Below are 26,322 nucleotides of genomic sequence, written 5' to 3' on the forward strand. Positions count from 1 at the left end.
ACAAAAACCTGTGGGAGCGGGCTTACCCGCGAAAGCGGTAGGTCAGTCAAAGAGGCTTTAACTTAACCACCGCATTCGCGAGCAAGCCCGCTCCCACAGTTGGATTGCTGTGTGCCTGAGCGTTATGCCGCGCTGAAGAGTTTATGCGGATCAATCACAAACTTCTTCGGTACACCCGCATCAAACTCGCCATACCCACGCGGCGCGTCGTCCAGGCTGATCACCTGCACGCCGACGATTTCGGCAATGTTGATACGGTCCCACATGATCGCCTGCATCAACTGGCGGTTGTACTTCATCACCGGAGTCTGCCCGGTGTGGAAGCTGTGGGATTTGGCCCAGCCCAGGCCGAAACGGATGCTCAGGCTGCCCATTTTCGCGGAGGCGTCCACAGCACCTGGGTCTTCGGTGACGTACAGGCCGGGGATGCCAATCTTGCCGGCCACGCGCACGACGCCCATCAGGGAGTTGAGCACCGTGGCCGGTGCCTCTGCCTTGACGCCGTCATGGCCGTGGCCGCGTGCTTCAAAGCCCACACAGTCAACAGCGCAGTCCACTTCCGGCTCGCCGAGCAGTGCGGCGATCTGTTCGTGCAGCGGCGTGTCTTGGGACAGGTCGGCAATTTCAAAGCCCTGGGCCTTGGCGTGAGCCAGACGGATAGGGTTGACGTCGCCGATGATCACCACGGCAGCACCCAACAGGCGGGCGGAAGCCGCAGCGGCCAAGCCCACAGGGCCGGCACCGGCGATGTACACGGTGCTGCCAGGGCCAACGCCGGCAGTGACGGCGCCGTGGTAACCGGTCGGGAGGATGTCGGAGAGGCAGGTCAGGTCGCGGATTTTCTCCATGGCCTTGTCACGGTCCGGCAGTTTCAGCAGGTTGAAGTCGGCGTACGGCACCAGCACGTACTCGGCCTGGCCGCCGGTCCAGTCGCCCATGTCGACATAGCCGTAGGCGCCACCGGCACGCGCCGGGTTGACGGTGAGGCACACGCCGGTGTGTTGTTCTTTGCACGAGCGGCAACGGCCGCACGCCACGTTGAAAGGTACCGAAACCAGATCACCGATCTTCAGGTTTTCGACATCGCTGCCCTTCTCGATCACTTCACCGGTAATTTCATGACCGAGCACCAGGCCGGTCTGGGCAGTGGTACGGCCGCGCACCATGTGTTGGTCGGAGCCGCAGATGTTGGTGGAGACCACGCGCAGGATGACGCCGTGCTCAATCTTCCTGCCACGGGGGTCCTGCATTTTGGGATAGTCGATTTTCTGTACTTCGACCTTGCCGTTGCCGAGATACACGACACCACGATTACCAGACATGCTTTCACCTCGCTGTTGTTTTTATGGAACTGCGTTGCCCATTTGGGGGGCAGCGCGTTTAAGTGCTCGGGTACAGATGCTGTTTTCTTGCGTTGTTTGTGAGGGCCTCATCGGGGGCAAGCCCCCCCCCACATTCGACCGCATTCCAAAGGCAGAACTTGGTCAACTGTGGGAGGGGGCTTGCCCCCGATTGGCGCCAGTCAGAGCACCACCGTCCGATTGGCGTTCAAAAACACCCGCCGCTCAATGTGATACCCCACCGCCCGGGCCAATGTCAGCCCTTCGATATCCCGCCCCTTGGCAATCAAATCCTCGGGATAGTGGCTGTGATCCACCACCTCCACACCTTGGGCGATGATCGGCCCTTCATCCAGATCGTTGTTGATGTAATGCGCCGTGGCGCCCACCAACTTCACCCCCTTGTTGTACGCCTGGTGATACGGTTTGGCGCCCTTGAACCCCGGCAGCAACGAGTGGTGAATGTTGATCGCTTTGCCATCCAGCTTGCGGCACAGCTCCGGCGACAGCACTTGCATGTAGCGCGCAAGGATCACCAATTCGGCGCCGGTATCTTCCACCACTTGCCACACCTGACGCTCCTGGGACGGTTTGTCGTTGGGGTCGAGGGGGAAATGGTAGTAGGGAATCTGGTGCCAGTCGGCCAAAGGTTTCAAATCGGGGTGGTTGGACACTACCGCAACCACGTCCATCGACAGTTGGCCGATGCGCTGGCGGTACAGCAGGTCGTTCAGGCAGTGATCGGCCTTGGAGACCATGATCACCACTTTTGGCCGGTAGTTCGGCGCCGTCAGCTCGAAGATCATGCCAAAGGCTTCGCCACGAGTGGCCAGGCCATCGCGGAAACCCTGCTCGTCAAAACCGTCGGGCTGGCGGAATTCCACGCGAATAAAAAATCGCCCGGAAAGCCGATCATCGAACGAATGGTGCTCGGTAACGTAGCAACCCTGCTCGAACAGATAGCGGGTGACCGCGTCCACCGTGCCGAGCACGCTGGGGCAATCGGCGGTCAAAATCCATGTATCGGGTGCGCGGCTCATGGGTGATTCCTCAGGCTTGGACGCTCAGGCCGAATTCAGCCGAGGCATCCTGCAGCCACAACCACCAGTAATCCGAGAAGCTGCGACGGATCACCAGCTCCCAGGTGTCTTCAGCCGTGTGGCGGATCACCAGTTGCGACTTGGCGAACACCGTGCCCACCGCCTTGCCCACCGGGAAGTTGTTGGGGTGCACGTCGTAGCTGGTGGACTTCATCAGCACATCGCGCACGTTCGGGCCACTGAGCTCAAGGATCTGCTGGCCGCCGCTGACGTTGACGATCTGGATATGCAGGTCGCCCAAGGCGGCACGCAGGTTTTGCTCGGCGGCGAATTCTTCACCGCTTGGCACGACCAGCAGCCACTCATCCGGGCCGAGCCATTGCAAGCTGGTTTCGCCTTTGAGAATGACCTGCAGGGCGCCTGGAAGCTCAATACCGAGGGCTTTGTGTACGCCGGCGGCGAAGGCTGCATCGTGGCCATCGCCACGAAGGGTCAGGTGGCCAAGGAGTTTCTTTTCACGCACGGTCACGCCGGCGTTTTTGCGGCCCTTGCCGATCAGGCTGGCGAGGTCGGCATGGTGCAGCGACGACTCTGCTTTGGCGCCGGTGGTGGGGCGTTGTTGGTATACGTTGGCTGCTGTCATAGAGCACCTGTCCTGAATTCTGTGGTGACTGTTCTGGCCTCATCGGGGGCAAGCCCCCTCCCACAGGGGAATGCATTTCAACATGTGGGAGGGGGCTTGCCCCCGATGCAGGCGACTCGGTCTATCAAATGTTCTGCCGTTCACCTTTCGGATCAAAGAACACCGATGACACAATCTCCGCCTCGATCACGCTGCCATCCGCTTGCGGCGAGAACACCCGCTCACCGATGCGCTTCAAGCCGCCCTTCACCACCGCCATCGCAAACGAATAGCCGAGGGAGTTGTGGGCATAGCTCGAGGTGACGTGGCCGACCATCTTCATCGGGATCGTCTGCTTCGGATCGAACACCAACTGCGCGCCTTCCGGCAGCCACACGGTTGGGTCGATCGGCTTCAAGCCCACCAGTTGCTTACGCTCTTCACGCACGCAGTCTTCACGGTTCATCCCACGCCAGCCGATCCACGAGAACGGCTTGGTGCGGCCGACGCACCAGCCCATGTTCAGGTCGTCCGGGGTCATCGAGCCGTCGGTGTCCTGGCCGACGATGATGAAGCCCTTCTCGGCCCGCAGCACGTGCATGGTTTCGGTGCCGTACGGGGTCAGGTTGTACTTTTTGCCGGCCTCGACGATCTGTTCCAGCACGCCCATGGCATAGTCGGCCTGCACGTTGACTTCGTACGACAGCTCACCGGTAAACGAGATGCGGAACACTCGCGCCGGCACACCGCCGACCAGGCCTTCTTTCCAGGTCATGAACGGGAAGCCGTCCTTGTCCAGGTCGATGTCGGTGACCTCACTCAGCAGCTTGCGGCTGTTGGGGCCGGACAGGGTCATGGTCGCCCAGTGGTCGGTGACCGAGGTGAAGTACACCTTGAGGTCTGGCCATTCGGTCTGCTGGTAGATTTCCAGCCACTGCAGCACGCGGGCGGCGCCGCCGGTGGTGGTGGTCATCAAGAAGTGGTTGTCGGCGAGGCAGGCAGTGACGCCGTCGTCGAAGACCATGCCATCTTCTTTGCACATCAGGCCGTAGCGCGCCTTGCCCACGTCGAGCTTGGTCCAGGCGTTGCTGTAGATGCGGTTGAGGAACTCACGCGCGTCCGGGCCCTGGATGTCGATCTTGCCGAGGGTCGACGCGTCCAACAGGCCGACGCTGTCGCGCACGGCCAGGCATTCGCGTTTCACCGCGGCGTGCAGGTCTTCACCGTTGCGCGGGAAGTACCAAGGGCGTTTCCACTGGCCGACGTCTTCAAACTCGGCGCCGTTCTTGACGTGCCAGGCTTGCAGGGCGGTGTAGCGCACCGGTTCGAAGATGTGCCCACAGTGACGCCCCGCCACCGCGCCGAAGGTCACCGGCGTGTAGTTGGGGCGGAACATGGTGGTGCCCATCTGCGGGATGGTCACGTTCAGCGAGCGCGCCGCAATGGCCAGACCGTTGACGTTGCCCAGCTTGCCCTGGTCGGTGCCGAAGCCGAGCGCGGTGTAGCGCTTGACGTGCTCGACCGACTCGAAACCTTCGCGGGTCGCCAGTTCGATGGCGGCGGCGGTCACATCGTTTTGCAGGTCGACAAATTGCTTCGGTGCCCGTGCAGTCGGTTTGTCGTGCGGCACTTGGTACACCGCCAGCGTCGGCTCTTCCAGACGGCTCAGGGCTTTGGGCAGCGTACCTTCTACCGGGGCGAAACCCGCTTCACTGGCCGCGCGCACGCCGCCTTCGAAACCATCGGCGAGCGAATCGCCGAGGCTGTAGACGCCGTTGATGCCGCCGACGCACACGCGTTTCTGCGGGGCTTCACCCGGTACGAAACCGAGGATGTCTTCACGCCAAGTCGGCTTGCCGCCCAGGTGCGAGGCCAGGTGGACCACCGGGCTGTAGCCGCCGGAGCTGGCCACCAGGTCGCACTCCAGCCACTCGCCTGGGCTGGTGACTTTATGCGCTTTCACATCGATCGCGGCCACGCGGGCAGCGGTGACGTGCTTGCTGCCACGGGCTTCGATCACGGCGCTGCCGGTGAGGATACGAATGCCTTTGGCGCGGGCTTCTTCAACCAGGGCGCCGCGTGGGTTGTGGCGCACATCAGCCACTGCCACCACTTGCAGGCCAGCGTCGAGCCAGTCCAGCGCAACGCGGTAGGCGTGGTCGTTGTTGGTCGACAACACCAGTTTCTTGCCCGGTGCTACACCGTAGCGGCGCACGTAAGTCGAGACTGCACCGGCGAGCATGTTGCCCGGCACATCGTTGTTGCCGTACACCAGCGGGCGCTCGCACGCACCGGTCGCCAGCACCACACGCTTCGCGCGGACACGGTGGATACGCTGGCGCACCACGCCAATCGGCGCACGGTCACCGAGGTGGTCGGTAAGGCGTTCGTGAATGGTCAGGAAGTTGTGGTCGTGGTAGCCGTTGACGGTGGCGCGAGGCAACAGCACCACGTCCGGCAGCGCCTTGAGTTCCGCGATAACGCTGGCGACCCATTCCGCAGCCGGCTTGCCGTCGAGGCTTTCGCGCGAATCCAGCAGCGAACCGCCAAACTCTTCCTGCTCATCGGCGAGGATCACGCGGGCACCGCTGCGCGCAGCCGCCAGGGCAGCGGCCAGGCCGGCGGGGCCGGCGCCCACCACCAGCACGTCGCAGTGACGGTTGAAGTTGTCGTAGGTGTCCGGATCGTTCTCGGTCGGCGAGCGGCCAAGGCCAGCCGCCTTGCGGATGTACTTCTCGTAGGTCATCCAGAACGATTGCGGGTACATGAAGGTTTTGTAGTAGAAACCCGGCGGCATCAGCTTGCCGCCGACCTTGCCGAGAATGCCCATCACGTCATTGTTGACGTTCGGCCAGCCATTGGTGCTGGTGGCGACCAGCCCCTGGTACAGCGCCTGTTGCGTGGCGCGCACGTTAGGGATTTGCGTGGCTTCGGTCGCACCGATCTGCAGCACGGCGTTCGGCTCTTCGGCGCCGGCGGCAAAGATGCCACGAGGGCGCGAGTACTTGAAGCTGCGGCCGATGATGTCGACGCCGTTGGCCAGCAGGGCTGCGGCCAGGGTGTCACCTTCAAAGCCTTTGTAGCTCTGGCCGTTGAAGGTAAACGTCAGGACTTTATTGCGGTCGATGCGGCCACCGTTGGACAGGCGATTGGTCTGGCTCATACCTTCTCTCCAGCAGCCTTGGCGGTGAATTGCGGCTTGGTGCCGATCTTGTAGGTTTCAAGAATTTCGTAGGTCAGGGTGTCGCGGGTCGCGTTGAAGTACTGGCGGCAACCGGCGGCGTGAATCCACAGTTCGTGGTGCAGGCCACGGGGGTTGTCGCGGAAGAACATGTAGTCGCCCCACTCTTCATCGGTGCAGGCGTTCGGGTCCAGCGGGCGCGGGATGTGCGCTTGGCCGGACGCGTGGAATTCCTCTTCGGAGCGCAGTTCGCCACAGTGAGGACAGAAGATATGCAACATAGGGAATTTCTCCTGTTAGTGGGCGACGGCCGCAGCGCCGTGTTCGTCGATCAACGCACCGTTGTGGAAACGGTCGATGGAGAATGGCGCGGCCAACGGGTGCATTTCGCCCTTGGCGAGGCTGGCGGCAAACACGTTGCCTGAGCCCGGCGTGGCCTTGAAGCCACCGGTGCCCCAACCGCAGTTGAAGAACATGTTCGGCACCGGGGTCTTGGAGATGATCGGGCAGGCGTCCGGCGTGGTGTCGACGATGCCGCCCCACTGGCGGTTCATGCGCACGCGGGACAGCACCGGGAACATCTCGACGATGGCCTGGATGGTGTGTTCGATCACCGGGTACGAGCCACGCTGGCCGTAGCCGTTGTAGCCGTCGATACCGGCGCCGATCACCAGGTCGCCCTTGTCGGACTGGCTGATGTAACCGTGCACGGCGTTGGACATGATCACGCTGTCGATAATCGGCTTGATCGGCTCCGACACCAACGCTTGCAGCGGGTGGGATTCGATCGGCAGGCGGAACCCGGCGAGCGAAGCCATGTGCCCGGAGTTACCGGCGGTCACCACACCGACGCGCTTGGCGCCGATAAAGCCCTTGTTGGTTTCCACGCCGATGCACACGCCGTTTTCCTTGCGGAAGCCGATCACTTCGGTCTGCTGGATCAAGTCCACGCCGAGGGCGTCGGCGGCACGCGCAAAGCCCCACGCCACGGCATCGTGACGGGCGACGCCGCCGCGACGCTGTACGGTGGCGCCGAGTACCGGGTAGCGGGTGTTTTTCGAGCAATCGAGGTACGGGATCTCGTCGGCCACTTGCTTGGCGTTGAGCAGTTCGCCGTCCACGCCGTTGAGGCGGTTGGCGCTCACGCGGCGCTCGGAATCACGGATGTCCTGGAGGGTGTGGCACAGGTTGTAGACGCCACGTTGGGAGAACATCACGTTGTAGTTCAGGTCCTGGGACAGGCCTTCCCACAGTTTCATCGCGTGCTCGTACAGGTGGGCCGACTCGTCCCACAGGTAATTGGAGCGCACGATGGTGGTGTTGCGCGCGGTGTTACCGCCGCCCAGCCAGCCTTTCTCGACCACCGCCACGTTGGTGATGCCGTGTTCTTTTGCCAGGTAGTAGGCAGTCGCCAGACCATGCCCGCCGCCGCCGACGATGACCACGTCGTAGACCTTTTTAGGGGTCGGCGTGCGCCACATCTTCTGCCAGTTTTCGTGGTGGCTGAGTGAGTGCTTGAAGAGGCCGAAGCCTGAGTAGCGTTGCATAGTCATTACTCCAAAACCGCGCTCAGCGATAAACCGGGAAATCAGCGCACAGGGCAGACACGTGCTTGGCCACGTTGGCCTCGACATCGGCATCACCGAGGTTGTCGAGGATGTCGCAGATCCAGCCGGCCAGTTCGATGCACTGCGGCACTTTGAAACCACGCGTGGTCACGGCCGGGGTGCCGATGCGCAGGCCCGAGGTCACGAACGGCGACTGCGGGTCATTCGGCACGGCGTTCTTGTTGACGGTGATGTGGGCGCGACCGAGGGCGGCGTCCGCCTCCTTGCCGGTGAGGCCCTGACGGATCAGGCTGACCAGGAACAGGTGGTTATCGGTGCCGCCGGACACTACATCGTAGCCGCGTTTGATAAACACGCTGGCCATGGCCTGGGCGTTGTCGATCACTTGTTGCTGGTAGACCTTGAAGCCAGGCTCCTGGGCTTCCTTGAAGCAAACGGCCTTGCCGGCGATGACGTGCATCAGCGGGCCTCCCTGGGCGCCAGGGAACACGGCAGCGTTGAGTTTCTTCTCGATTTCTTCGTTGGACTTGGCCAGGATTAGGCCGCCACGGGGACCGCGCAGGGTCTTGTGGGTGGTGGTGGTGACCACATCGGCGTACGGCAGCGGGTTCGGGTACAGGCCGGCGGCAACCAGGCCGGCAACGTGGGCCATGTCGACGAACAGCAGCGCACCGACCTTGTCGGCGATGGCGCGAAAGCGTGGGAAATCCAGGGTCTTGGAATAGGCAGAGAACCCCGCCACGACCATTTTCGGCTTGTGTTCGACGGCCAGGCGTTCGACTTCGTCGTAGTCGATCAGGCCGGTGTCGGTGTTGATGCCGTACTGCACGGCGTTGTACAGCTTGCCCGAGGACGACACCTTGGCGCCGTGGGTCAGGTGACCGCCATGGGCCAGGCTCATACCGAGGATGGTGTCACCGGCGTTCAGCAGCGCCAGGTACACCGCGCTGTTGGCGGAGGAGCCGGAGTGCGGCTGCACGTTGGCGTAATCGGCACCGAACAGCTGTTTGGCGCGCTCAATGGCCAGGGCCTCGACTTTGTCCACGTGCTCACAGCCACCGTAGTAGCGCTTGCCCGGATAGCCTTCGGCGTATTTGTTGGTGAGGCCACTGCCTTGGGCTTCCATCACGCGTTTGCTGGTGTAGTTCTCTGACGCGATCAGCTCGATATGATCTTCCTGACGCTGCTCTTCGGCATTCATGGCCGCCAGCAGTGCGTCGTCATATCCCTGGATCTGGTCTTTTTTGCTGAACATCGCGTCTCTCCCAGCCTTTCGTATTGTTGAGGCCCATGCAGGGCCCTTTGATGCGATGGTAGGGCTGGTGCAGACAGGTCAAATGCCTACGGACGCCACGCAAAGGTGCGTTTACGACATGGCAGGAACAACGCGGAAAAAATGTGGGAGGGGGCTTGCCCCCGATAGCGGTGGATCAGCTTGCACATGCCGTGGCTGACACCACCCTATCGGGGGCAAGCCCCCTCCCACACCGGTTAGGCGATGATGTGACGGACGAGTAGCAGCAGCAGGAAATGCAGGGGATAGAGGGCATACGCCCAGCGGCGCATGGCCGGTGGCGAGGTGTTTTGGGTGTGTCGCAACAGGACCAGGCCGAGCAGCGGCGCAAGCAGGCAGGCGCTCAGTCCCATCAGCGCCACCGGCGTGCCGCTATCGAGCAGGATCTGCCATTGATTGGCAGCCACACACAGCAGTCCCGGCAACACGCTGAAATACCATGGCCGACGAAACACCCATAACATCGCCCACGGCAGCAATACACCGAAAAACCCGAACATCAGGTGTGTGGAAAATACAGCGCCGATCATGACGGCAATCACCGCCAATCCCCGATCAAAAAGCGTCTTCTGCTGCCATCCTCGGGCAACCAGTAACCCCAGCGCCAAGGTCGGCAACACATTCAACGTATCAGCATCGTCGATAAACATCCGATAGGGCACTTCGCTGATCACACTGAACAGCAGCAGCCATCCCAGGTAACGCCATTGGCCCGTGACAGGTGCGTTTCTCGCCCGATGCAAATTCGCCGCAATCGCCAGGCAAAACCACGGAAACGCCAAGCGGCCCGGCACATACAGGCCATCCAGGCTCAAACCGACATACCGCAGGTGGTCCAGCACCATGCTCACCAGCGCCAGCCACTTGAGCAGATCCAGAGCGCCATCACGGACGCGTCCGACAGGCATCGTTTCAGTACCGTGCATAATTCCCCAGTGACTTTGCATTTACAGTGCGTGCGCACCCGCGACAATCTTGGTTACAGTGCGCACCAACATCGACCACAGGAATGGGCCATGACCGACAAGAGCCAGCAATTCGCCAGTGACAACTATTCCGGTATCTGCCCGGAAGCCTGGGCCGCCATGGAACAAGCCAACCAGGGTCATCAGCGCGCCTACGGCGATGATGAATGGACCCACCGCGCCGCCGACGGTTTCCGCAATCTGTTCGAAACCGACTGCGAAGTGTTCTTCGCCTTCAACGGCACCGCCGCCAACTCCCTGGCGCTGTCCTCTTTGTGCCAGAGCTACCATAGCGTGATTTGCTCGGAAACCGCCCACGTCGAAACCGACGAATGCGGCGCGCCGGAGTTTTTCTCCAACGGCTCCAAGCTGCTCACCGCCCGCACCGAAAACGGCAAGCTGACCCCGGAATCGATCCGCGAGATCGCCCTCAAGCGCCAGGACATCCACTACCCGAAACCACGCGTAGTCACCCTGACCCAGGCCACCGAAGTCGGCAGCGTGTACACCCCGGAAGAAATCCGCGCCATCAGCGTGACCTGCAAGGAACTGGGGCTGAACCTGCACATGGACGGCGCACGCTTCTCCAACGCCTGCGCGTTCCTCGGCTGCTCACCGGCGGACCTGACCTGGAAGGCCGGCGTGGATGTGTTGTGTTTTGGCGGCACCAAGAATGGCATGGCGGTGGGTGAAGCCATCTTGTTCTTCAACCACAAGCTCGCCGAAGACTTCGATTACCGCTGCAAACAGGCCGGCCAGCTGGCGTCAAAAATGCGCTTCCTGTCCGCCCCGTGGGTAGGCCTGCTGGAAAACGACGCCTGGCTCAAGCATGCCCGCCACGCCAACCACTGCGCCCAGTTGCTGAGCAGCCTGGTGGCGGATATTCCCGGGGTGGAGCTGATGTTCCCGGTGCAGGCCAACGGCGTGTTCCTGCAACTCTCGGAACCGGCCATCGCCGCGCTGACCGCCAAGGGCTGGCGCTTCTACACCTTCATCGGTAAAGGCGGCGCACGCTTCATGTGTGCGTGGGATACCGAGGAAGAGCGTGTAAGAGAATTGGCGGCGGATATTCGGAAAGTGATGGAGGCCTGAAACGACGGGCCTTTCAGCCTCTTAGCAGAGACTGTTTGTACGTGTTTCTGACAGTATCTATCTACCCCCTGCCTTGGATAGGATCTCTGCACCCCGAACGAACGGACGCGTTCTTTCGGGGCTGACTGCCTGCCGAATAGTCGGCTGGAAATGGAAATCCGATAGAGGGCAATATCATGGAATATCAAAACAACGGCAACACCCTTCAGAGCGACGGCACCGTCAGCACTACCGTCATTGATTGGGATGAGTTCAGGAAATATGCGAAAGTCGGTGACACCATCAAAGAGCCCTCAAGGACGCTGAGGATCTACGATAAAGTCTACGAACTGACAGCATCCGGCCAACATTTCGTGGTTCATATCTACGCGCAGTAACCGTTAACGCCTGAGATCCGCGCCGCAGGCTCATGACCTCCGACGCGGAACCGAAGTCTGCGACCTCATCAGATTAAAACCCGACCTTGGTACTGGCTCGCCAGGGTCGACTTACAGGGCCTTTGGCTTGAGCACTTGCCAGTCGTCGATGGGACCTCGGTTTTCAATAAAGGTACCCCCGCCGAACTTCACCGCCAGTTTGTTTACGGCGTTCAAGGCGGTGGTCACGGCACCTTCCCCCCAGCCTCCCGTGAAGGACACATCATCGCCGGCCAGAATGAAGCCATCGGGACTTCCATCAAACACACCGTTCATAAACTGCGAAAACAGCAGGCGCTGGTATTCGTACTGCCCCGGCAGGTTCATTTTGAAGGCACTCAGGAAAAACGGTTGTTCTTCCCAATTGATTTCGACAAATGGATCGGTCATACCGAACTCCGCCGCAAGGTTCAACTGATGGTGGGCATACACCGAATCCAACAAGGTTGAACATACCGCCACATGGGACGGTAATGGCGCAGCGCGATCACCCAGGAACTTGATGCTGTCGTCGTTCCAGGTGTAAGACAAAAACATCCCGCTGCCTTTGTAGGGGCCTTGACTCGCAGCGTAGTCCAGCAGGTATGTGCCGCGGGTAATTCGGTCCGACAACGTCACACTCATCTTGTATTGACGATCTGCACCGACATCGGTCCAGAAAGGCCGCTGGGTCTGCGCAAATATTTTGGCCGACTGCATGTAATGGGTGTACGTAACTGCCTCCCACTCTTTTATGGACAAGAGGCTATTCATTTGGTCAAAGCGGGCGACGCCATCCATAAAACGGAATTTGTCGAGGACACGTTTGTGAGGCGTATAAACCACAGCAGCAAAGGTGTATTGACGCTCGCTTCCTCGATTATGATCAAACATCCACACATCAAATTCGCCATCCGGACGCCGTATGATCTGGCGCACTTCCTGGTTGAAAGGCTGAGCAATGACCTGGGCGGTCAGGCCCTGGACGGTAGTGCCCGCGGGCCAATAAGCCATGGGGTCGCCGAGGGCATCCGGAGCACGATTCCACAGTCGGGTAGGCAACTCGCTGGAACCGTCATACATTAGCTTGTGGTTGGTATCCAGCCCGGTATACAGCACCCGCAACACCTCCAGAAAGCAGTTCGGATAGTCGGTGTTCCATCCGCCGGTACCAAAGCCGATCTGGCCGAACAAGTCGATATCCTCACGACTCCAACCCGCCTCTTCCACCATGGCCGCGAAAAAGCTGAGATTGTCCCATCCTTTGTCCAGGATCGCGTTCCACAGGGTCTTGATCTTCGCCAGATCAGGATTGTCCCCGGACATCGCGGTTTCCATTTCAAGGAACTTGATCGGATCCTGCTCCAGGAAAACATCGAACAATTTGCTTTCGATATCTTCATATTCGGGAGGCAAGTTCTTGCCTTCGTAATAGACCTGTCGTTGTTGATAGTCGACCACTGTGCTGGGGGTTGCAGCCGACCCTGGGTTGGGAAAGTCCGCTGAATTGGCGGTCATACCCACTTTATCGAAATAGTGCATCAACGCCTTGCCGGAGACGGGAAAGCGCATAGCGCCCATTTCACAGATAACGCTGTTGGCGGAGTCTTGCGGATCGCCCGCCACATAGGAATAGAAACGCCCGCCAATACGGTCGCTGGCCTCCACCACCACCGGGTGCAAGCCCATGCGCATCGCTTCATAAGCAGCCACCAGTCCGGCCACTCCGGCACCAACAATCAGTACCTGGGTGCCCTGCTGACGTGTAGAAACACCCGCCAACGGTTTTCCATTGCTGACAGCCGAATTGAGGAACTTGGCGTAATGAAAAGGGAAGTCTGGAATAAGCGCAGTGACATCGTTGGTCAACAGGCGCGCCGCACCTTTAGAACGTGAAGGGATAGCAGACATATCAGTCATCCTTGGTGTGTCAAAGGACGTCCGCCTACGGCTTCACTGCGAAGGGCGACTACGACGAGTTCGATCCTAAGCGTAGACGCTTGTAGGAAATGTCTGCATCTAAATTGAAAATAGAAAGCGACTGCGTAAGGCAGGGCTTGCCCCATAAGGTTATGCGCCATCAGTTCAGAAATTCATGAAGTGATTATTTGCAAATGCCGATTCAATAGTTTTTTTAGTTACAAGACTCTGCGTAGTCTCACTCAATAAAAACAGACCGTGATGCCTATGAACACGCCCTCCGACCGATCGGCTGCTCCCACTTCCACCACGCTGAAAATCGAAACCCGCTCCATTGACTACGTGCCGCGCAATGAACGCCACGGTAAGGTCTGGCACCAGGCGCCGTTCTGGTTCACCGGCAACTTCGTTCTGACCACCATGGTCACCGGGTTTACCGGCGCAGCCTTGGGGCTGAGCCTGGTGTATGCCGTCCTGGCGATTGTCATCGGCGTGTGCCTGGGTACATTCGCCATGGCGTTCCACGCCAACCAGGGCCCACGCATGGGCTTGCCGCAGATGATCCAGTCGCGGGCACAGTTCGGTTTACGCGGGGCAATCGTGCCCTTTATCGCGGTGGTCTTCGTGTACATCGGCTTCAACGTGTTCAATGTGATTCTGGCGACGGACGCCATCAATACCGTGCTGCCCGGCAGCCGTGCCCCCTGGTACGCGTTGATGATCATCCTGGCGGTGGTGATTGCCGTGATCGGCCACGACCTCCTGCACACCGTGCAGCGCTGGCTGACCTACGTGATGATCAGTGTCTTCGCCGTACTCACAGTCGCAGCCGTGACGCACCTGCAGGCCGACACGGCAGTGGCCGACGCGCACTTTTCCTGGTCGGCCTTCCTGATCCAACTTTCAGCCGCTGCGGGCTATCAGATCAGTTACGCCGTCTATGTCTCGGATTACTCGCGCTACCTGCCCCATAACACGCCGTCGCGCAGTGTCATCACCTGGACATACCTGGGGGCTGCCGGCTCGGCGCTGTGGCTGATGTCACTGGGGGCGTTTCTCGCCTCGGCGTTGCCCTCACCCGACGCCATCGGCAGCGTGCAGGCAGTAGGCAACCAACTGCTGCCGGGGTTTGGCACCTTTACCGTGCTGATTGCCGTCCCGGCGTTGGTCGGCATCATGGCCGTCAACTGCTATGGCGCGATGCTCACCGGAATCAGTGCCATTGACGGTTTTGTGCCGATCAAGCCCAGGATCAAAAGCAGAATCCTCGGGATCAGCCTGGTGGCCGCGATCATTTTTGTGATCGCCTTGTGCATCCCCGAAAGCTACCTCAGCAGCTTTAACACCTTCGTGCTGTTGATGCTTTATTTCCTGGTGCCCTGGACAGCAGTCAACCTTGCCGACTTCTACGCCGTACGAAAAGGGCGCTACGCCATCAGCGACATTTTCAACCCAGCGGGCATCTATGGCCGTTGGTCGAGCACCGGACTCGTCGCCTATTTCCTCGGCCTGGCGGCAATGGTTCCGTTTATGTCGCTGGGTTTTTATCAAGGGCCGATCAGCTTCATGTTGGGCGGCGCCGATATTGCGTTCGTCGTCGGCCTGCTGGTCTCGGCATTGGTTTACTGCGTGATGAGTCGCCAACTCGACCACGCCGCCGAGTCGCGGGCCATAAAAGCCAGTGAACAAGCGCTGGAAGGAAACGTGTCATGACTCCGTTACGCGTCGTTTGTCACCAACTGGCGCCGCGTATCGGCGATACCGATTACAATCGGGCGCTGACCGAACGTGCGATTCGTCGAGCGGCGATTCTCAACGCCCAGTTGATCGTCCTGCCGGAGCTGATTCAGAGCGGTTACGTATTTGCCGACCGGGAGGAAGCCTACACCGCCTCCGAGACATGTGACGGTCCAACCCTGGTCCTGTGGAAAAGCCTGGCGCGGGAGCTGGGGATCATCATCGTCGCAGGGTTCTGTGAGCGTCTGAGCGCGGGACAGGTCGCCAACAGTGCCGCACTGGTCGAACCCACGGGGCGGTTGACGGTGTATCGCAAGGCGCACTTGTGGGACCGTGAGAAACTGATCTTCACCGCTGGGGATGCGCCACCTCCGGTGATCGACACTGCCGTCGGGCGGATCGGCATGATGATCTGCTACGACTTGGAACTGCCCGAATGGGTGCGCCTGGCAGCGCTGGCGGACGCCGACCTGCTCTGCGTTCCGGTGAACTGGCCGGATGGCCCGCGCCCCGAGGGTGAACGGCCGGCAGAGATCGTGCGGGTACAGGCGAATGCGGCGGTCAACCGCATGTTCATCGCCGCGTGCGATCGCCATGGCGAGGAACGTGGCGTCAGGTGGGTGGGCGGCTCGGTCATCGTCGACGCCGATGGCTACCCGTTGGCCGGAGCAGCCTCCCACCCAGGGGAACAACCGTTGATGGCTGACCTGCCGTTGGCCGAGGCCAGGAACAAGTCAATCAGCGACCACAACCACGTTCACCAGGATCGTCGGCCCGGGCTGTACTGAGCGTCAGAACTCAATGCGCACATCACCCTTCGGCACACTGCAGCAGGATAGGATGTAGCCCTCGGCTTCGTCCTCCTCGGTGATCCCGCCGTTGTGGTCCATCTCGACCTCGCCCCCCAGCTTCATCACCTTGCATGTGCCGCAAATCCCCATGCCACAGGCTTTCGGGATCAACAGGCCGAGCTTGGCCGCCGCCGCATGCACGGTTTCGCCCGGTGCGACGCGAATGCTCTTGCCCGACGCAATGAATTCCACCTGGTGCAAATCCGCCAGATCGATTTCCGGTGCGTCGGCAGCTTGTTCGGCTTGCTCCACCGCATCGGCACGGGCTTCGGGTGGCGTGGCTCCGAAGGATTCTTCGTGGTAGCGCGCCATGTCGAAACCGGCGACTTCCAGCAGGCGCTTCACCGCGTTCATGTACGGCGTAGGCCCGCAGCAGAACACTTCGCGCTCCAGGAAGTCCGGCACCATCAGCTCGAGCATCTTGTGGTTCAGGTAACCGCGATAACCTGCCCACGGCTCACCCAACCCGTGTTTCTCGCAGATCAGGTGCAGGCTGAAGTTATCGATGCGCGACGCCATGTGCTCCAGCTCGCGGTGGTAAATGATGTCCTTGGGCGAGCGGGCGCTGTGGATAAACGTCATGTCGACATTGGCGTTGGTGTCGTAGAACCAGCGCGCCATGGACATGACCGGGGTGATCCCCACACCACCGCTGAGGTACAACACTTTCGGGCTCGGGTAATCGATGGCATTGAACAGGCCCACCGGCCCGTGCACCGCCAACTCCTGGCCTTCGTGCAGGGTGTCGTGCAGCCAGTTGGAGACTTTGCCGCCCGGCACGCGCTTGATCGTCACCGAGAAGCTGTACGGCACCGACGGCGAGCTGGAAATGGTGTACGAACGCATGATCGGCTGGCCTTCGATTTCCAGCTCCAGGGTGACGAACTGCCCCGGCTTGAAAAAGAACAGGATCGGCTGGTCGGCCATGAAGCAAAAGGTGCGCACGTCCCAGGTTTCCTGGATGACTTTGACGCAACGGACGATGTGCCGACCATTGGCCCAGGTCTGGGTCGTTACCGGATTCAGGAAATTGCTGGACATGTTCTTCTCCACCGCCGAGGTCGGCCTTATGGTGGCGATTCTGCGTAACGCGAGAACCACCCATTTACCTATCTGCGACATTCACATACTTATCGCGACCAGCCCCCATACCACGGGGGTTGCGCGTCGGGATCAGAGTGGGCCATGTCGCTCATGGATAAGGTTCGGCGCATCGGCGGCCCCACACTCGCTCCCAACACAGACGCTTTCTTTACGCCTTGCTGCAAACCTGATTAGCCACTTATCTCGGCCACACAGAATGGCCATGAGGACACACACGATGGACGTCACCGCAACTTTAAGCTTGGGCGATCCGCTGGAACCCGCACGCAAGGCCACCGCGCAGATGCTGCAAGAGCGCGAGCGCACCTTTTCGCTGCCACAGCCGTTCTACTCTGATGAGCGGTTGTTTGATATCGACATGCAGGAGATCTTCCAGAAAGAGTGGTTGATCGCCGGCATGACCTGCGAGATCCCCACCAAGGGCAACTACCTGACCCTGCAAGTGGGCAAAAACCCGATCATCGTGATCCGTGGCGCCGAAGGCGTGGTGCATGCCTTCCACAACGTGTGCCGCCACCGTGGCTCGCGCTTGTGCACCAGCGACAAGGGCAAGGTCGCCAAACTGGTGTGCCATTACCACCAGTGGACCTACGAACTGGACGGGCGCCTGCTGTTCGCCGGTACCGAGATGGGCGCCGACTTCGACATGAAGCAGTACGGCTTGAAGCCGGTGAACGTGAAGACCGCGGGTGGCTACATCTTCATCAGCCTGGCTGAGAACCCGCCGGCCATCGATGACTTCCTGTCGACACTGAACCACTACATGGAACCCTACGACATGGAGAACACCAAGGTGGCGATTCAGACCACCTTGTTCGAAAAGGCCAACTGGAAGCTGGTGCTGGAAAACAACCGCGAGTGCTACCACTGCAACGCTTCGCACCCGGAACTGCTCAAAACCCTGCTGGAATGGGATGACGTCACCGACCCGCGCGCCGACCAGGCGTTCAAGGACCACGTGGCCGCGTCTGCCGCTGCCTGGGATGCCGAGAAGATCCCTTACGCCCACGCGAGCTTCGGCTTGCGTAACCGCATCGTGCGCATGCCGCTGCTCAAGGGCACCGTGTCGATGACCCTGGACGGCAAGCAGGGCTGCGCCAAACTCATGGGTCGCATCAAGAACCCGGACCTGGGCTCGATGCGCATTCTGCACCTGCCGCACTCGTGGAACCACTGCATGGGTGACCACATCATCGTGTTCACCGTGTGGCCGATCAGCGCCCAGGAAACCATGGTCACCACCAAGTGGATCGTGCACAAGGATGCGGTCGAGGGCGTGGATTATGACGTGGAGCGCATGCGCCAGGTGTGGGACGCCACCAACGACCAGGATCGTCGCCTGGCCGAAGAGAACCAGCGCGGGATCAACTCCACCGCCTACCAGCCCGGCCCTTACTCCAAGACCTATGAGTTCGGCGTGGTGAACTTCGTGGATTGGTACAGCGAGCGCATGCTCAGCAACTTGGGTGCCGCCCCGGCGCCGTACCTCAAAGGTGTTGCCGTACACGAATAAAAAGGTGGGGCTTGCCTGCGATGGCGGTATGGGTTGATACAACGCCATCGCAGGCACCTCCCACATTAGCTTTCATTTCACCCACGATCAAAATTTGATCAACCCCCTTGCAGACCACTCGCATCCTGCCTTCCAGCCTTTCCCCAACAACTTATCCACAAAGCCACCCACAGCAATTGTGGGCAACTGTGCTATCCCCTAAAAATAAATGAAGAAAATCCGTGACTTATTCGTGCTGCCAGTTTTAACGCACAGCTGATCACTTTCTGAGCAACACCGTGAAAGTCATGTAAACCGTGGCTTGTAGCGGTACGCAAACACCTTATCCACAGAAGCACCAACAGACTTTGGGGGCAACTTTGACGATGCTGTGGAAAACCGCTTCAAACCTTCATAAATCGCGGTTTACACGAGTTTTAGTCGAAAAAAATCGTGAATCGATCAGATTTTGACCAATCGAATGAAAGCCTTTATTTATAAGGGCTGCAGCTGAGAGCGAACACGTTATCCACAGAAGCGCCAACAGAGTATGGGGGCAAGTCGGCTGGGAAAAATGCACAGAGACAGGGAAAAACCCAAGTAAAAACCGTCAGTTAGCTTGGTTGTTTTTCGTACAGAGGGCTGCAGGGCTTGATTCACAGGGGCTGTGGACAACCGCGAACAGGTTATCCACAGACGGGTCAACAGGGATTGTGGGTAAGCCCAAGGGACTTCAAGTATGGGGGGAGCTGGTTTCCCTGCTATAGCCATTGGAATCTACACATCGTTGTAGTGAGCGGGCTTGCCCCGCGCTGGGTGGCGAAGCCGCCCCAAACCAAACGACTTGGTTTTATCTGAAACTCAGCGGCGTATTTATTGGGGCGGCTTCGCCCCCCAGCGCGGGGCAAGCCCGCTCACCACAGGTACAGATACGCCAGCTCCCACAGGGGATCAGCGTACGACGCCTTCCTCAACCAGCAGCTTGAGAATGGCCTCGGCGCCCGCTTCCGGGCTGAGGCCCTTGAGCACTTGCCCACCGCCGCCGCTGGCCTTGGCAGTGGCGGCTTTCATACGATCGGCGCCGCTCTTGGCCTTGATCACCTTGAGCCGCTTGGGGCGAGGCTTGGCCGGTTGCAGCACGGCCCCTGTGTATAACGCGTCCTGCTCGACTTCAACTTCGTGAGCCGCCAGTTCACCGCGCTGCGCCGGGCCGTACGCACTTTGCCGAGGCTTGGGCGCGGCGTTATCCACGGTCGCCAGGAACGGCAAACGCACCTTCAACCGGCGCCGCTGGCCGCGTGGCAGGGCTTGCAGCACATGGGCCACGCCCGCTTCGATCGATTCAACCTGCGCCAGCCCGACAATCAGCGGCCAGCCCAACTGCTCGGCCAGCAAGAACGGCAACATGCCCGAGCCTTCACCGGTTTCGGCCTGGCTGCCAGTGAGCACCACCTGGGCACCGGCATCGCGCAAGTACTCACTGAGTACCGGCAACGCATCGCTGCCAGCCGGTTGCTCCAGTACATGTAACTCTGGCAAGCCCATGCCCAGGTAACTGCGCAGTGTCGGTTCGGCGATGTTGCCGGCGTGCAGCACCTGCAACTTATCCCCAGCCATTTGCAGGCCCAGTTCGACGGCGCGCGCGTCCTGCTCAGCACGGCGCGGGCGCCCGGAGGTAGGGTGGGCACCGATGGACACCAGGCTGATTACATTCGTCGTCATGGTCATATCCTTAAGCAGCATCGCGCTTGGCGCCGTTGCGGTAGGTCTCGACCGCCGCGATCAAGGCTTGCAGTATCGCGGCGCTTTCGCCGATGACCGAGAGGTCGGCACGCTTGATCATGTCGCAGCCAGGATCCAGGTTGATCGCCACCACCTTGTCGCAGGCGCCGATGCCCTGCAGGTGCTGGATCGCCCCGGAAATGCCCACGGCCACATACACCCGCGCCGTGACCCAGGTGCCGCTGGCGCCCACCTGACGGTCACGCGCCATGAAGCCATCGTCCACCGCGACGCGGGAGGCGCCTTCGGTGGCACCCAACGCCGCAGCGGTCTGGTGGAACAGCGCCCAGTCCTTCACCCCATTGCCACCGGAGAAAATGAATTCGGCCTCGGCCATGGGAATAGCCCCCGGGTCCACCGCCACCGCGCCGAGGTCCTCGATACGCGGCAAGCTGCGCGCCAGGGCTGTGGATAACTCCACAGGCAACGCTTCGTGACGGGTTTCGCTGACGGGCTCCGCGCACTCTACGGCAGCCAGGATCAGGCGCGGCAGCGGCCGGGCCAAGTCTTCCTGGCCAGCACCGGCGCGGCCGATGCACTCGTCGCCCTTGATCTGCCACACCCGCGTGGCCGGGCGCTCCTTGAGGCTCGCGGCAAAACGTCGGCCCAGTTCGCCGCCACCGCTGCGGCTGTCCGGCAGCAACCAATGACGCGGGTTGAACTGGTTATCCACAGCGCGCAAACCTTGAACCCGTTGCTCCGGTGAATAACCGTCGAATTCGTGGCCCTCAAGCACCAGCAGACGGTCGACGCCAGCGGTGGCAAACGTACTTTCCTTGTGCTCGCCAAACACTACCGCCAGCACCGCGCCGTCGCTGCCGGCGAGTTGCCGCGCCAGGCCAAGCAGGTCGCGGTCGTGGCTGCTCAAGCGGCCGCCCACCATGTCCGGCACCACGTTGATGTAGAAGGCAGGCGCAGGCACCTGATGCAGCGGCAACTGCACTTCCACCGCCGCCGTGCGCTTGGCCGCGCCGCCCTGCTGGGCACCGCTGCGGTCGATACGCTTGATGCCGTTGGGGCCGATAAAACCGACGCCGTGTACGTTCTTGCGAATGACACCGTTAGGTCCCATCCAACTGTGTTGTACCGGCTGCATGGCCGCGTGCAGCGGGTGCAAGCGGTTGCGGGCGATCCATTCGGCCCGTGGGTCGCGGCGGATAATGTCGCTCATCAATGCACCTCCGCAGGTTCAAGTTTGGCCGGGGCCTTGGCCGGTGCGGCGTCTTCCAGCAACGCATCAGCCACCAACTCCGCGATATCCTTGATCAATGGGCGCGGCTCGACCACACCTTCCAGCATCGCGGTACATTGCGGGCAACCCACGGCCACCAGCTCGGCGCCGGTTTCGCGGATGTCGTCCATGCGCATGTCCGGGATACGTTGCTTGCCGGGAATGTCAGTAATCGGCGCCCCACCCCCACCGCCGCAGCAGCGAGAACGGAAGCCCGAGCGTTGCATCTCCTTGACCTCGATGCCCAGCGCCCGCAGCACTTGGCGCGGCGCCTCGTATTCGCCGTTGTAGCGGCCCAGGTAGCACGGGTCGTGATAGGTCACGCTGTTGCCCTTGTGCTGGCCCAGGTTCAGCGCGCCCTCGCCGATCAACTCGGCCATGAAGGTACTGTGGTGCTGCACGAGGTAGTTGCCGTTAAAGGCGCCGTACTCGTTCTTCAGCACGTGGAAACTGTGCGGGTCGCACGTGACGAGGCGCTTGAAGCTGTACTTGGCCAACGTCTGGATATTGCGCGTGGCCAGCAACTGGAATGTCGCTTCATCGCCCAGACGGCGGGCTACATCTCCGCTGTCGCGCTCTTCCAGGCCGAGCACGGCAAAGTCCACCTTGGCCGCTTTGAGCACTTTGACAAAGGCTCGCAGCGTGCGTTGGTTACGCATGTCGAAGGCGCCATCGCCGACCCAGAACAGCACCTCGGCACTGCCCTTGTCGCTGAGCAACGGCAGGTTCAGATCCGCCGCCCAGTTCAGGCGACCACCCGGTGCGAAACCGCCGGGGTTGTCGGTGGCGATCAAATTCTCGAGGACTTCGGCGCCCTTGTTCGGCGTGGCCCCTTTTTCCAGTGTGAGGTGGCGGCGCATGTCGACGATGGCGTCCACGTGCTCGATCATCATCGGGCACTCTTCCACACAGGCACGGCAGGTGGTGCATGACCACAGGGTCTCGGCGTCCACCAGGCCGTTGACGATGGGCTGGTGCGGGTTGCCGCTGTGTTCGCCGATCGGTTTGCCTGGATAGGGGCTGCCGGCAAATTTGGCATCGGTGCCGCCGGCCAGGCCGACCACCATATCCTGAATGAGTTTTTTCGGGTTCAGCGGCTGGCCGGCGGCGAACGCCGGGCACGCGGCTTCGCACTTGCCGCACTGCACGCAGGCGTCGAAACCGAGCAATTGGTTCCAAGTGAAATCCTTGGGTTTCTCCACGCCCAGCGGCGCGGACTTGTCGCTGAGGTCCAGCGGCTTCAAACCGGTGGAACGGCCACCGCCAAAGCGTTCGGCGCGGCGGTGCCAGGCCAGGTGCAAGGCACCGGCGAAGGCGTGTTTCATCGGGCCGCCCCAAGTCATGCCGAAGAACATCTCGGACACGCCCCACAACACACCGACGCTGAGCAGCGCAGCGAGCAGCCAGCCGCCGAAATCAGCCGGCAGGATTCCAGCCACCGGCAGCGTCACCAGGAAGAAACTCACCGAGAACGCCATGAGGCTTTTCGGCAGGCGCATCCACGGGCCCTTCGACAGGCGCGACGGCGGATTGCGCCGCCGCAGGTAGACGAACGTGGCGCCGACAAACATCAGCACCGAGGCCAGCAGCAAGGCGTAGCCGAGGATGCGGTTATGCAGGCCGAAACCGTGTACGAGGATCGCCAGCAGCGCCGACAGCACAAACCCCAGCGCGGTCGCGACGTGGGTGTTGGCGATGTATTTGTCGCGGGCGACCACGTGGTGCAGGTCGACCATGTAGCGCTTGGGCATGGCCAGCAGGCCGCCCAGCAGGTCAACCTTGGAAGCGCGGCCACGGCGCCACATGTTCACCCGGCGCAGGGCGCCGAGGACGGCCAGGCCCAACGCGGCAAACAACAGAATAGGCAGCAAGGTGTTCAACATGGTGAAGCTCCCACAGACCACACAGGTCTACTGTGAAACTGGCCTTAATGTGGGAGGGGGCGTGCTCCCGATGGCGGCGAATCAGCCACACATGCATCAACTGACACACTGCCATCGGGAGCAAGCCCCCTCCCACATTTGGACCGAGTCCACATTATTTCGGTGTCGGGTCAGAAATCCTTGCACAAGCGCAGGGCGTCATAGATCGCAGCGTGGGTATTACGCTGCGCCACACAGTCGCCAATGCGGAACAGCAAGTACCCGTCACCCGCCTCGCTCAAGCACGGCTGCGGCTTGATCGCGAACAAGGCTTCGACGTCGATCTGGCCCTTGTTGCGCGAGCCTTCCTTGAGCGCGTAGTAGATGGCTTCATCCGGACGCACGCCGTTTTCAACCACCACCTGGTCGACCACCCGTTCCTCTTTGGCACCGGTGTATTCGTTCTCCAGCACCGCCACCAGCTTGTCGCCCTCGCGGTAGACCTTTTCCAGCATCATGTCGCCGGTCATGATCACTTCCTTGGGGTACATGCTGCGGTAGTAGGTCGGGAACGACGTACCGCCGATGGCCACGCCCGGTTTGATATCGTCGGTGACGATCTCGACCTGGCAGCCTTTGTCCGCGAGGAAATCCGCGACCGACATGCCGGTGAATTCGCAGATGGTGTCGTACACCAACACGTTTTTACCCGGTGCGACCTTGCCGTCGAGCACGTCCCAACTGCTGACGACCAAGCCTTCGGCCGCGCCCCAGTGTTCGTTCTGCTCCACATTCGGGTGCCCTCCCACCGCCAGCACCACCACATCCGGGCGCAGGTCCAGGATGGTGTCGGCATCGGCCGCCACGCCCAGGCGCAGGTCGACTTTCAAACGTGCCAGCTCCAACTGGAACCAGCGGGTGATCCCGGCAATCTGATCGCGCTGTGGCGCTTTCGAGGCGGTGGTGATCTGCCCGCCGATAAACTCTTTCTTTTCGAGCAGGGTCACGTCGTGGCCACGTTCGGCAGCCACGCGTGCGGCTTCCATCCCGGCAGGGCCGGCACCGACCACCACGACTTTGCGTTTGGGTCCGGTGGACTTCTCGATGATGTGGGGCACGCCCATGTATTCACGGGAAGTCGCAGCGTTCTGGATGCACAGCACATCCAGGCCCTGGTACTGGCGGTCGATGCAATAGTTGGCGCCGACGCACTGCTTGATCTGGTCGATCTGGCCCATCTTGATCTTGGCGATCAGGTGCGGGTCGGCGATGTGTGCACGGGTCATGCCGACCATGTCCACATAGCCGCCTTCCAGAATGCGCGTGGCCTGGTTCGGGTCCTTGATGTTCTGCGCGTGCAGCACCGGGACCTTGACCACTTCCTTGATACCGGCGGCCAGGTGCAGGAACGGCTCCGGTGGATAACTCATGTTGGGGATAACGTTGGCCAGGGTGTTGTGGGTGTCGCAACCCGAGCCCACCACGCCGATGAAATCGAGCATGCCAGTGTCGTCGTAATACTTGGCGATCTGCTTCATGTCCTCGTGGGACAGGCCGTCCGGGTGGAACTCGTCGCCGCACAGGCGCATACCCACGCAGAAGTCGTCACCGACCTCGGCACGCACCGCTTTGAGGACTTCCAGGCCGAACTTCATGCGGCCTTCAAAGCTACCGCCCCACTCGTCGGTACGCTTGTTGACCCGTGGGCTCCAGAACTGGTCGATCATGTGCTGGTGCACGGCCGACAGCTCCACACCGTCCAGGCCACCGGCCTTGGCGCGCTTGGCGGCGCTGGCGTAGTTACCGATCACGCGCCAGATTTCCTCGGGCTCGATGGTCTTGCAGGTGGCACGGTGCACCGGCTCACGCACGCCGGACGGCGACATCAGGGTGGGCCAGTTGAAGCCGTCCCAACGCGAGCGACGGCCCATGTGGGTAATCTGGATCATGATCTTGGCGCCATGCTTGTGCATGGCGTCAGCCAGGTTCTGGAAGTGCGGGATGATACGGTCGGTGGACAGGTTGACCGAGCTCCACCACTCCTGCGGACTGTCGATGGCGACCACCGAGGAACCGCCGCAGATCGCCAGGCCGATGCCGCCCTTGGCTTTCTCTTCGTAATACTTCACATAGCGGTCAGTGGTCATGCCGCCGTCGGTGGCATACACCTCGGCGTGAGCGGTGCTGAGCACGCGGTTGCGGATGGTCAGTTTGCCGATCTGGATCGGCGCAAACATTGCTTCGAAAGCCATGGCACGGTCCTCGGCTTACAACGGCTTGACGGTGAACAGGCCGTCATCGTGGCCCTCTTCGGAGCCTCCGTAGACTTGTTCGGCGACGGTGCGGATCTTGCTTCCGCGCGCTTCGAGAATCTGGTCCATCGCGCCGGCAAACCAGCCAGTGAACATGTAGTCCACTTTGCGCCCGACCTTGCCGTACACGTAGACGAACGCCGAGTGTTCGAGCTTGACGCTGGCGGTGCCTTTGTCGAGGTCGATGTCCTGGATCTTGAACAGGCCCCAGCCGCGTTGCGACAGGCGCTTCATGTAATGCTCGAACACCGCGACGCCTTCCAGGCCGTGGCACTCGGCTTCTTTTTCACACCAGTGCCAGGCGGATTTGTAGCCGGCCTTGTAGAGGATCTCGGCATAGGCGTCGGCGCCCAGCACTTCTTCAATGCCGATGTGGTTATTCACGAAAAAATGACGTGGCACGTACAACATCGGCAGGGCGTCGGAAGTCCAGACACCGGTTTCGCTGTCAACTTCGATAGGCAATTGCGGGGCGATCTTGGCCATGGAAACTTAACTCCAGAAAATTCTTGGTAGTGCCCCCGACGCGAACGG

At 60.9% G+C, this 26,322-nt stretch carries 20 protein-coding genes; 5 read left to right on the top strand and 15 right to left on the bottom strand.

Annotated elements, in window-relative coordinates:
- Positions 1 to 122 precede the first annotated feature (122 nt).
- The 8 genes from fdhA to BM403_RS08595 form a co-directional block, all read right to left on the bottom strand.
- The gene (gene fdhA, locus BM403_RS08560; RefSeq protein ID WP_093542469.1) at positions 123 to 1,322 is read right to left on the bottom strand and encodes a formaldehyde dehydrogenase, glutathione-independent; all 1,200 of its coding nucleotides are present in this window, start codon (positions 1,320 to 1,322) and stop codon (positions 123 to 125) included.
- Between the two features lie 200 nt (positions 1,323 to 1,522).
- The gene (gene purU, locus BM403_RS08565; RefSeq protein WP_016977808.1) at positions 1,523 to 2,380 is read right to left on the bottom strand and encodes a formyltetrahydrofolate deformylase; all 858 of its coding nucleotides are present in this window, start codon (positions 2,378 to 2,380) and stop codon (positions 1,523 to 1,525) included.
- Between the two features lie 10 nt (positions 2,381 to 2,390).
- Positions 2,391 to 3,023, bottom strand: a complete 633-nt coding sequence (locus BM403_RS08570; RefSeq protein WP_015886241.1) for a sarcosine oxidase subunit gamma — start codon at positions 3,021 to 3,023, stop codon at positions 2,391 to 2,393.
- Positions 3,024 to 3,147: 124 nt separating this feature from the next.
- Positions 3,148 to 6,165 carry a sarcosine oxidase subunit alpha gene (locus tag BM403_RS08575; RefSeq protein WP_015886242.1) on the bottom strand — a complete coding sequence of 1,006 codons (3,018 nt, stop codon included), beginning with the start codon at positions 6,163 to 6,165 and terminating at the stop codon, positions 3,148 to 3,150.
- On the bottom strand, positions 6,162 to 6,464 hold the full coding sequence (locus tag BM403_RS08580; protein ID WP_015886243.1) for a sarcosine oxidase subunit delta: 303 nt from the start codon (positions 6,462 to 6,464) through the stop codon (positions 6,162 to 6,164). The genes BM403_RS08575 and BM403_RS08580 overlap by 4 nt, the downstream gene beginning before the upstream one ends.
- A gap of 15 nt (positions 6,465 to 6,479) precedes the next feature.
- A complete protein-coding gene (locus tag BM403_RS08585) occupies positions 6,480 to 7,730 on the bottom strand; it encodes a sarcosine oxidase subunit beta (RefSeq protein WP_010207084.1) in 1,251 nt (416 codons plus the stop codon).
- A gap of 22 nt (positions 7,731 to 7,752) precedes the next feature.
- A complete protein-coding gene (glyA, locus tag BM403_RS08590; protein ID WP_015886244.1) occupies positions 7,753 to 9,006 on the bottom strand; it encodes a serine hydroxymethyltransferase in 1,254 nt (417 codons plus the stop codon).
- Between the two features lie 236 nt (positions 9,007 to 9,242).
- Positions 9,243 to 9,971 carry a TraX family protein gene (locus BM403_RS08595; RefSeq protein ID WP_046034981.1) on the bottom strand — a complete coding sequence of 243 codons (729 nt, stop codon included), beginning with the start codon at positions 9,969 to 9,971 and terminating at the stop codon, positions 9,243 to 9,245.
- 90 nt (positions 9,972 to 10,061) lie between these two features.
- Here BM403_RS08595 and BM403_RS08600 point away from each other — a divergent pair, with 90 nt between their 5' ends.
- Positions 10,062 to 11,102 carry a threonine aldolase family protein gene (locus BM403_RS08600; RefSeq protein WP_015886246.1) on the top strand — a complete coding sequence of 347 codons (1,041 nt, stop codon included), beginning with the start codon at positions 10,062 to 10,064 and terminating at the stop codon, positions 11,100 to 11,102.
- 176 nt (positions 11,103 to 11,278) lie between these two features.
- A complete protein-coding gene (locus BM403_RS08605) occupies positions 11,279 to 11,479 on the top strand; it encodes a hypothetical protein (protein ID WP_046034980.1) in 201 nt (66 codons plus the stop codon).
- A 111-nt stretch (positions 11,480 to 11,590) separates the two neighbouring features.
- On the opposite strand, the gene BM403_RS08610 is transcribed toward BM403_RS08605, so the two are convergent.
- The gene (locus BM403_RS08610; protein ID WP_046034979.1) at positions 11,591 to 13,408 is read right to left on the bottom strand and encodes a flavin monoamine oxidase family protein; all 1,818 of its coding nucleotides are present in this window, start codon (positions 13,406 to 13,408) and stop codon (positions 11,591 to 11,593) included.
- Positions 13,409 to 13,684: 276 nt separating this feature from the next.
- On the opposite strand from BM403_RS08610, the gene BM403_RS08615 reads away from it, so the two are divergent.
- Entirely contained in the window at positions 13,685 to 15,130 is a 1,446-nt protein-coding gene (locus tag BM403_RS08615) for a purine-cytosine permease family protein (protein WP_043206012.1), read from the top strand.
- Entirely contained in the window at positions 15,127 to 15,942 is an 816-nt protein-coding gene (locus BM403_RS08620; RefSeq protein WP_093542471.1) for a nitrilase-related carbon-nitrogen hydrolase, read from the top strand. The genes BM403_RS08615 and BM403_RS08620 overlap by 4 nt, the downstream gene beginning before the upstream one ends.
- A 3-nt stretch (positions 15,943 to 15,945) precedes the next feature.
- Here BM403_RS08620 and gbcB read toward each other — a convergent pair whose 3' ends face one another.
- Positions 15,946 to 17,046, bottom strand: coding sequence for a glycine-betaine demethylase subunit GbcB (gene gbcB / locus BM403_RS08625; protein ID WP_015886250.1), 1,101 nt, complete (start codon positions 17,044 to 17,046; stop codon positions 15,946 to 15,948).
- Between the two features lie 280 nt (positions 17,047 to 17,326).
- Between gbcB and gbcA the strand changes: the two genes are divergently transcribed.
- On the top strand, positions 17,327 to 18,622 hold the full coding sequence (gene gbcA / locus BM403_RS08630; RefSeq protein ID WP_015886251.1) for a glycine-betaine demethylase subunit GbcA: 1,296 nt from the start codon (positions 17,327 to 17,329) through the stop codon (positions 18,620 to 18,622).
- Between the two features lie 930 nt (positions 18,623 to 19,552).
- Here the strand turns inward: gbcA and BM403_RS08635 are convergent.
- The 5 genes from BM403_RS08635 to BM403_RS08655 all read right to left on the bottom strand — a co-directional run bounded on the left by BM403_RS08635 (position 19,553) and on the right by BM403_RS08655 (position 26,274).
- Positions 19,553 to 20,323, bottom strand: coding sequence for an electron transfer flavoprotein subunit beta (locus BM403_RS08635; RefSeq protein WP_015886252.1), 771 nt, complete (start codon positions 20,321 to 20,323; stop codon positions 19,553 to 19,555).
- Positions 20,324 to 20,333: 10 nt separating this feature from the next.
- On the bottom strand, positions 20,334 to 21,554 hold the full coding sequence (locus tag BM403_RS08640; RefSeq protein ID WP_093542473.1) for an electron transfer flavoprotein subunit alpha: 1,221 nt from the start codon (positions 21,552 to 21,554) through the stop codon (positions 20,334 to 20,336).
- Complete coding sequence (gene dgcB / locus BM403_RS08645) at positions 21,554 to 23,497, bottom strand: dimethylglycine demethylation protein DgcB (RefSeq protein ID WP_093542475.1); 1,944 nt, start codon at positions 23,495 to 23,497, stop codon at positions 21,554 to 21,556. Before dgcB ends, BM403_RS08640 begins: the two co-directional genes overlap by 1 nt.
- A gap of 170 nt (positions 23,498 to 23,667) precedes the next feature.
- Entirely contained in the window at positions 23,668 to 25,728 is a 2,061-nt protein-coding gene (dgcA, locus tag BM403_RS08650) for a dimethylglycine demethylation protein DgcA (RefSeq protein WP_093542477.1), read from the bottom strand.
- Between the two features lie 15 nt (positions 25,729 to 25,743).
- Complete coding sequence (locus tag BM403_RS08655) at positions 25,744 to 26,274, bottom strand: DUF5943 domain-containing protein (protein ID WP_015886256.1); 531 nt, start codon at positions 26,272 to 26,274, stop codon at positions 25,744 to 25,746.
- Positions 26,275 to 26,322 lie beyond the last annotated feature (48 nt).

The organism is Pseudomonas sp. OV546 (genome assembly GCF_900116845.1).
Classification (GTDB): domain Bacteria; phylum Pseudomonadota; class Gammaproteobacteria; order Pseudomonadales; family Pseudomonadaceae; genus Aquipseudomonas; species Aquipseudomonas petroselini.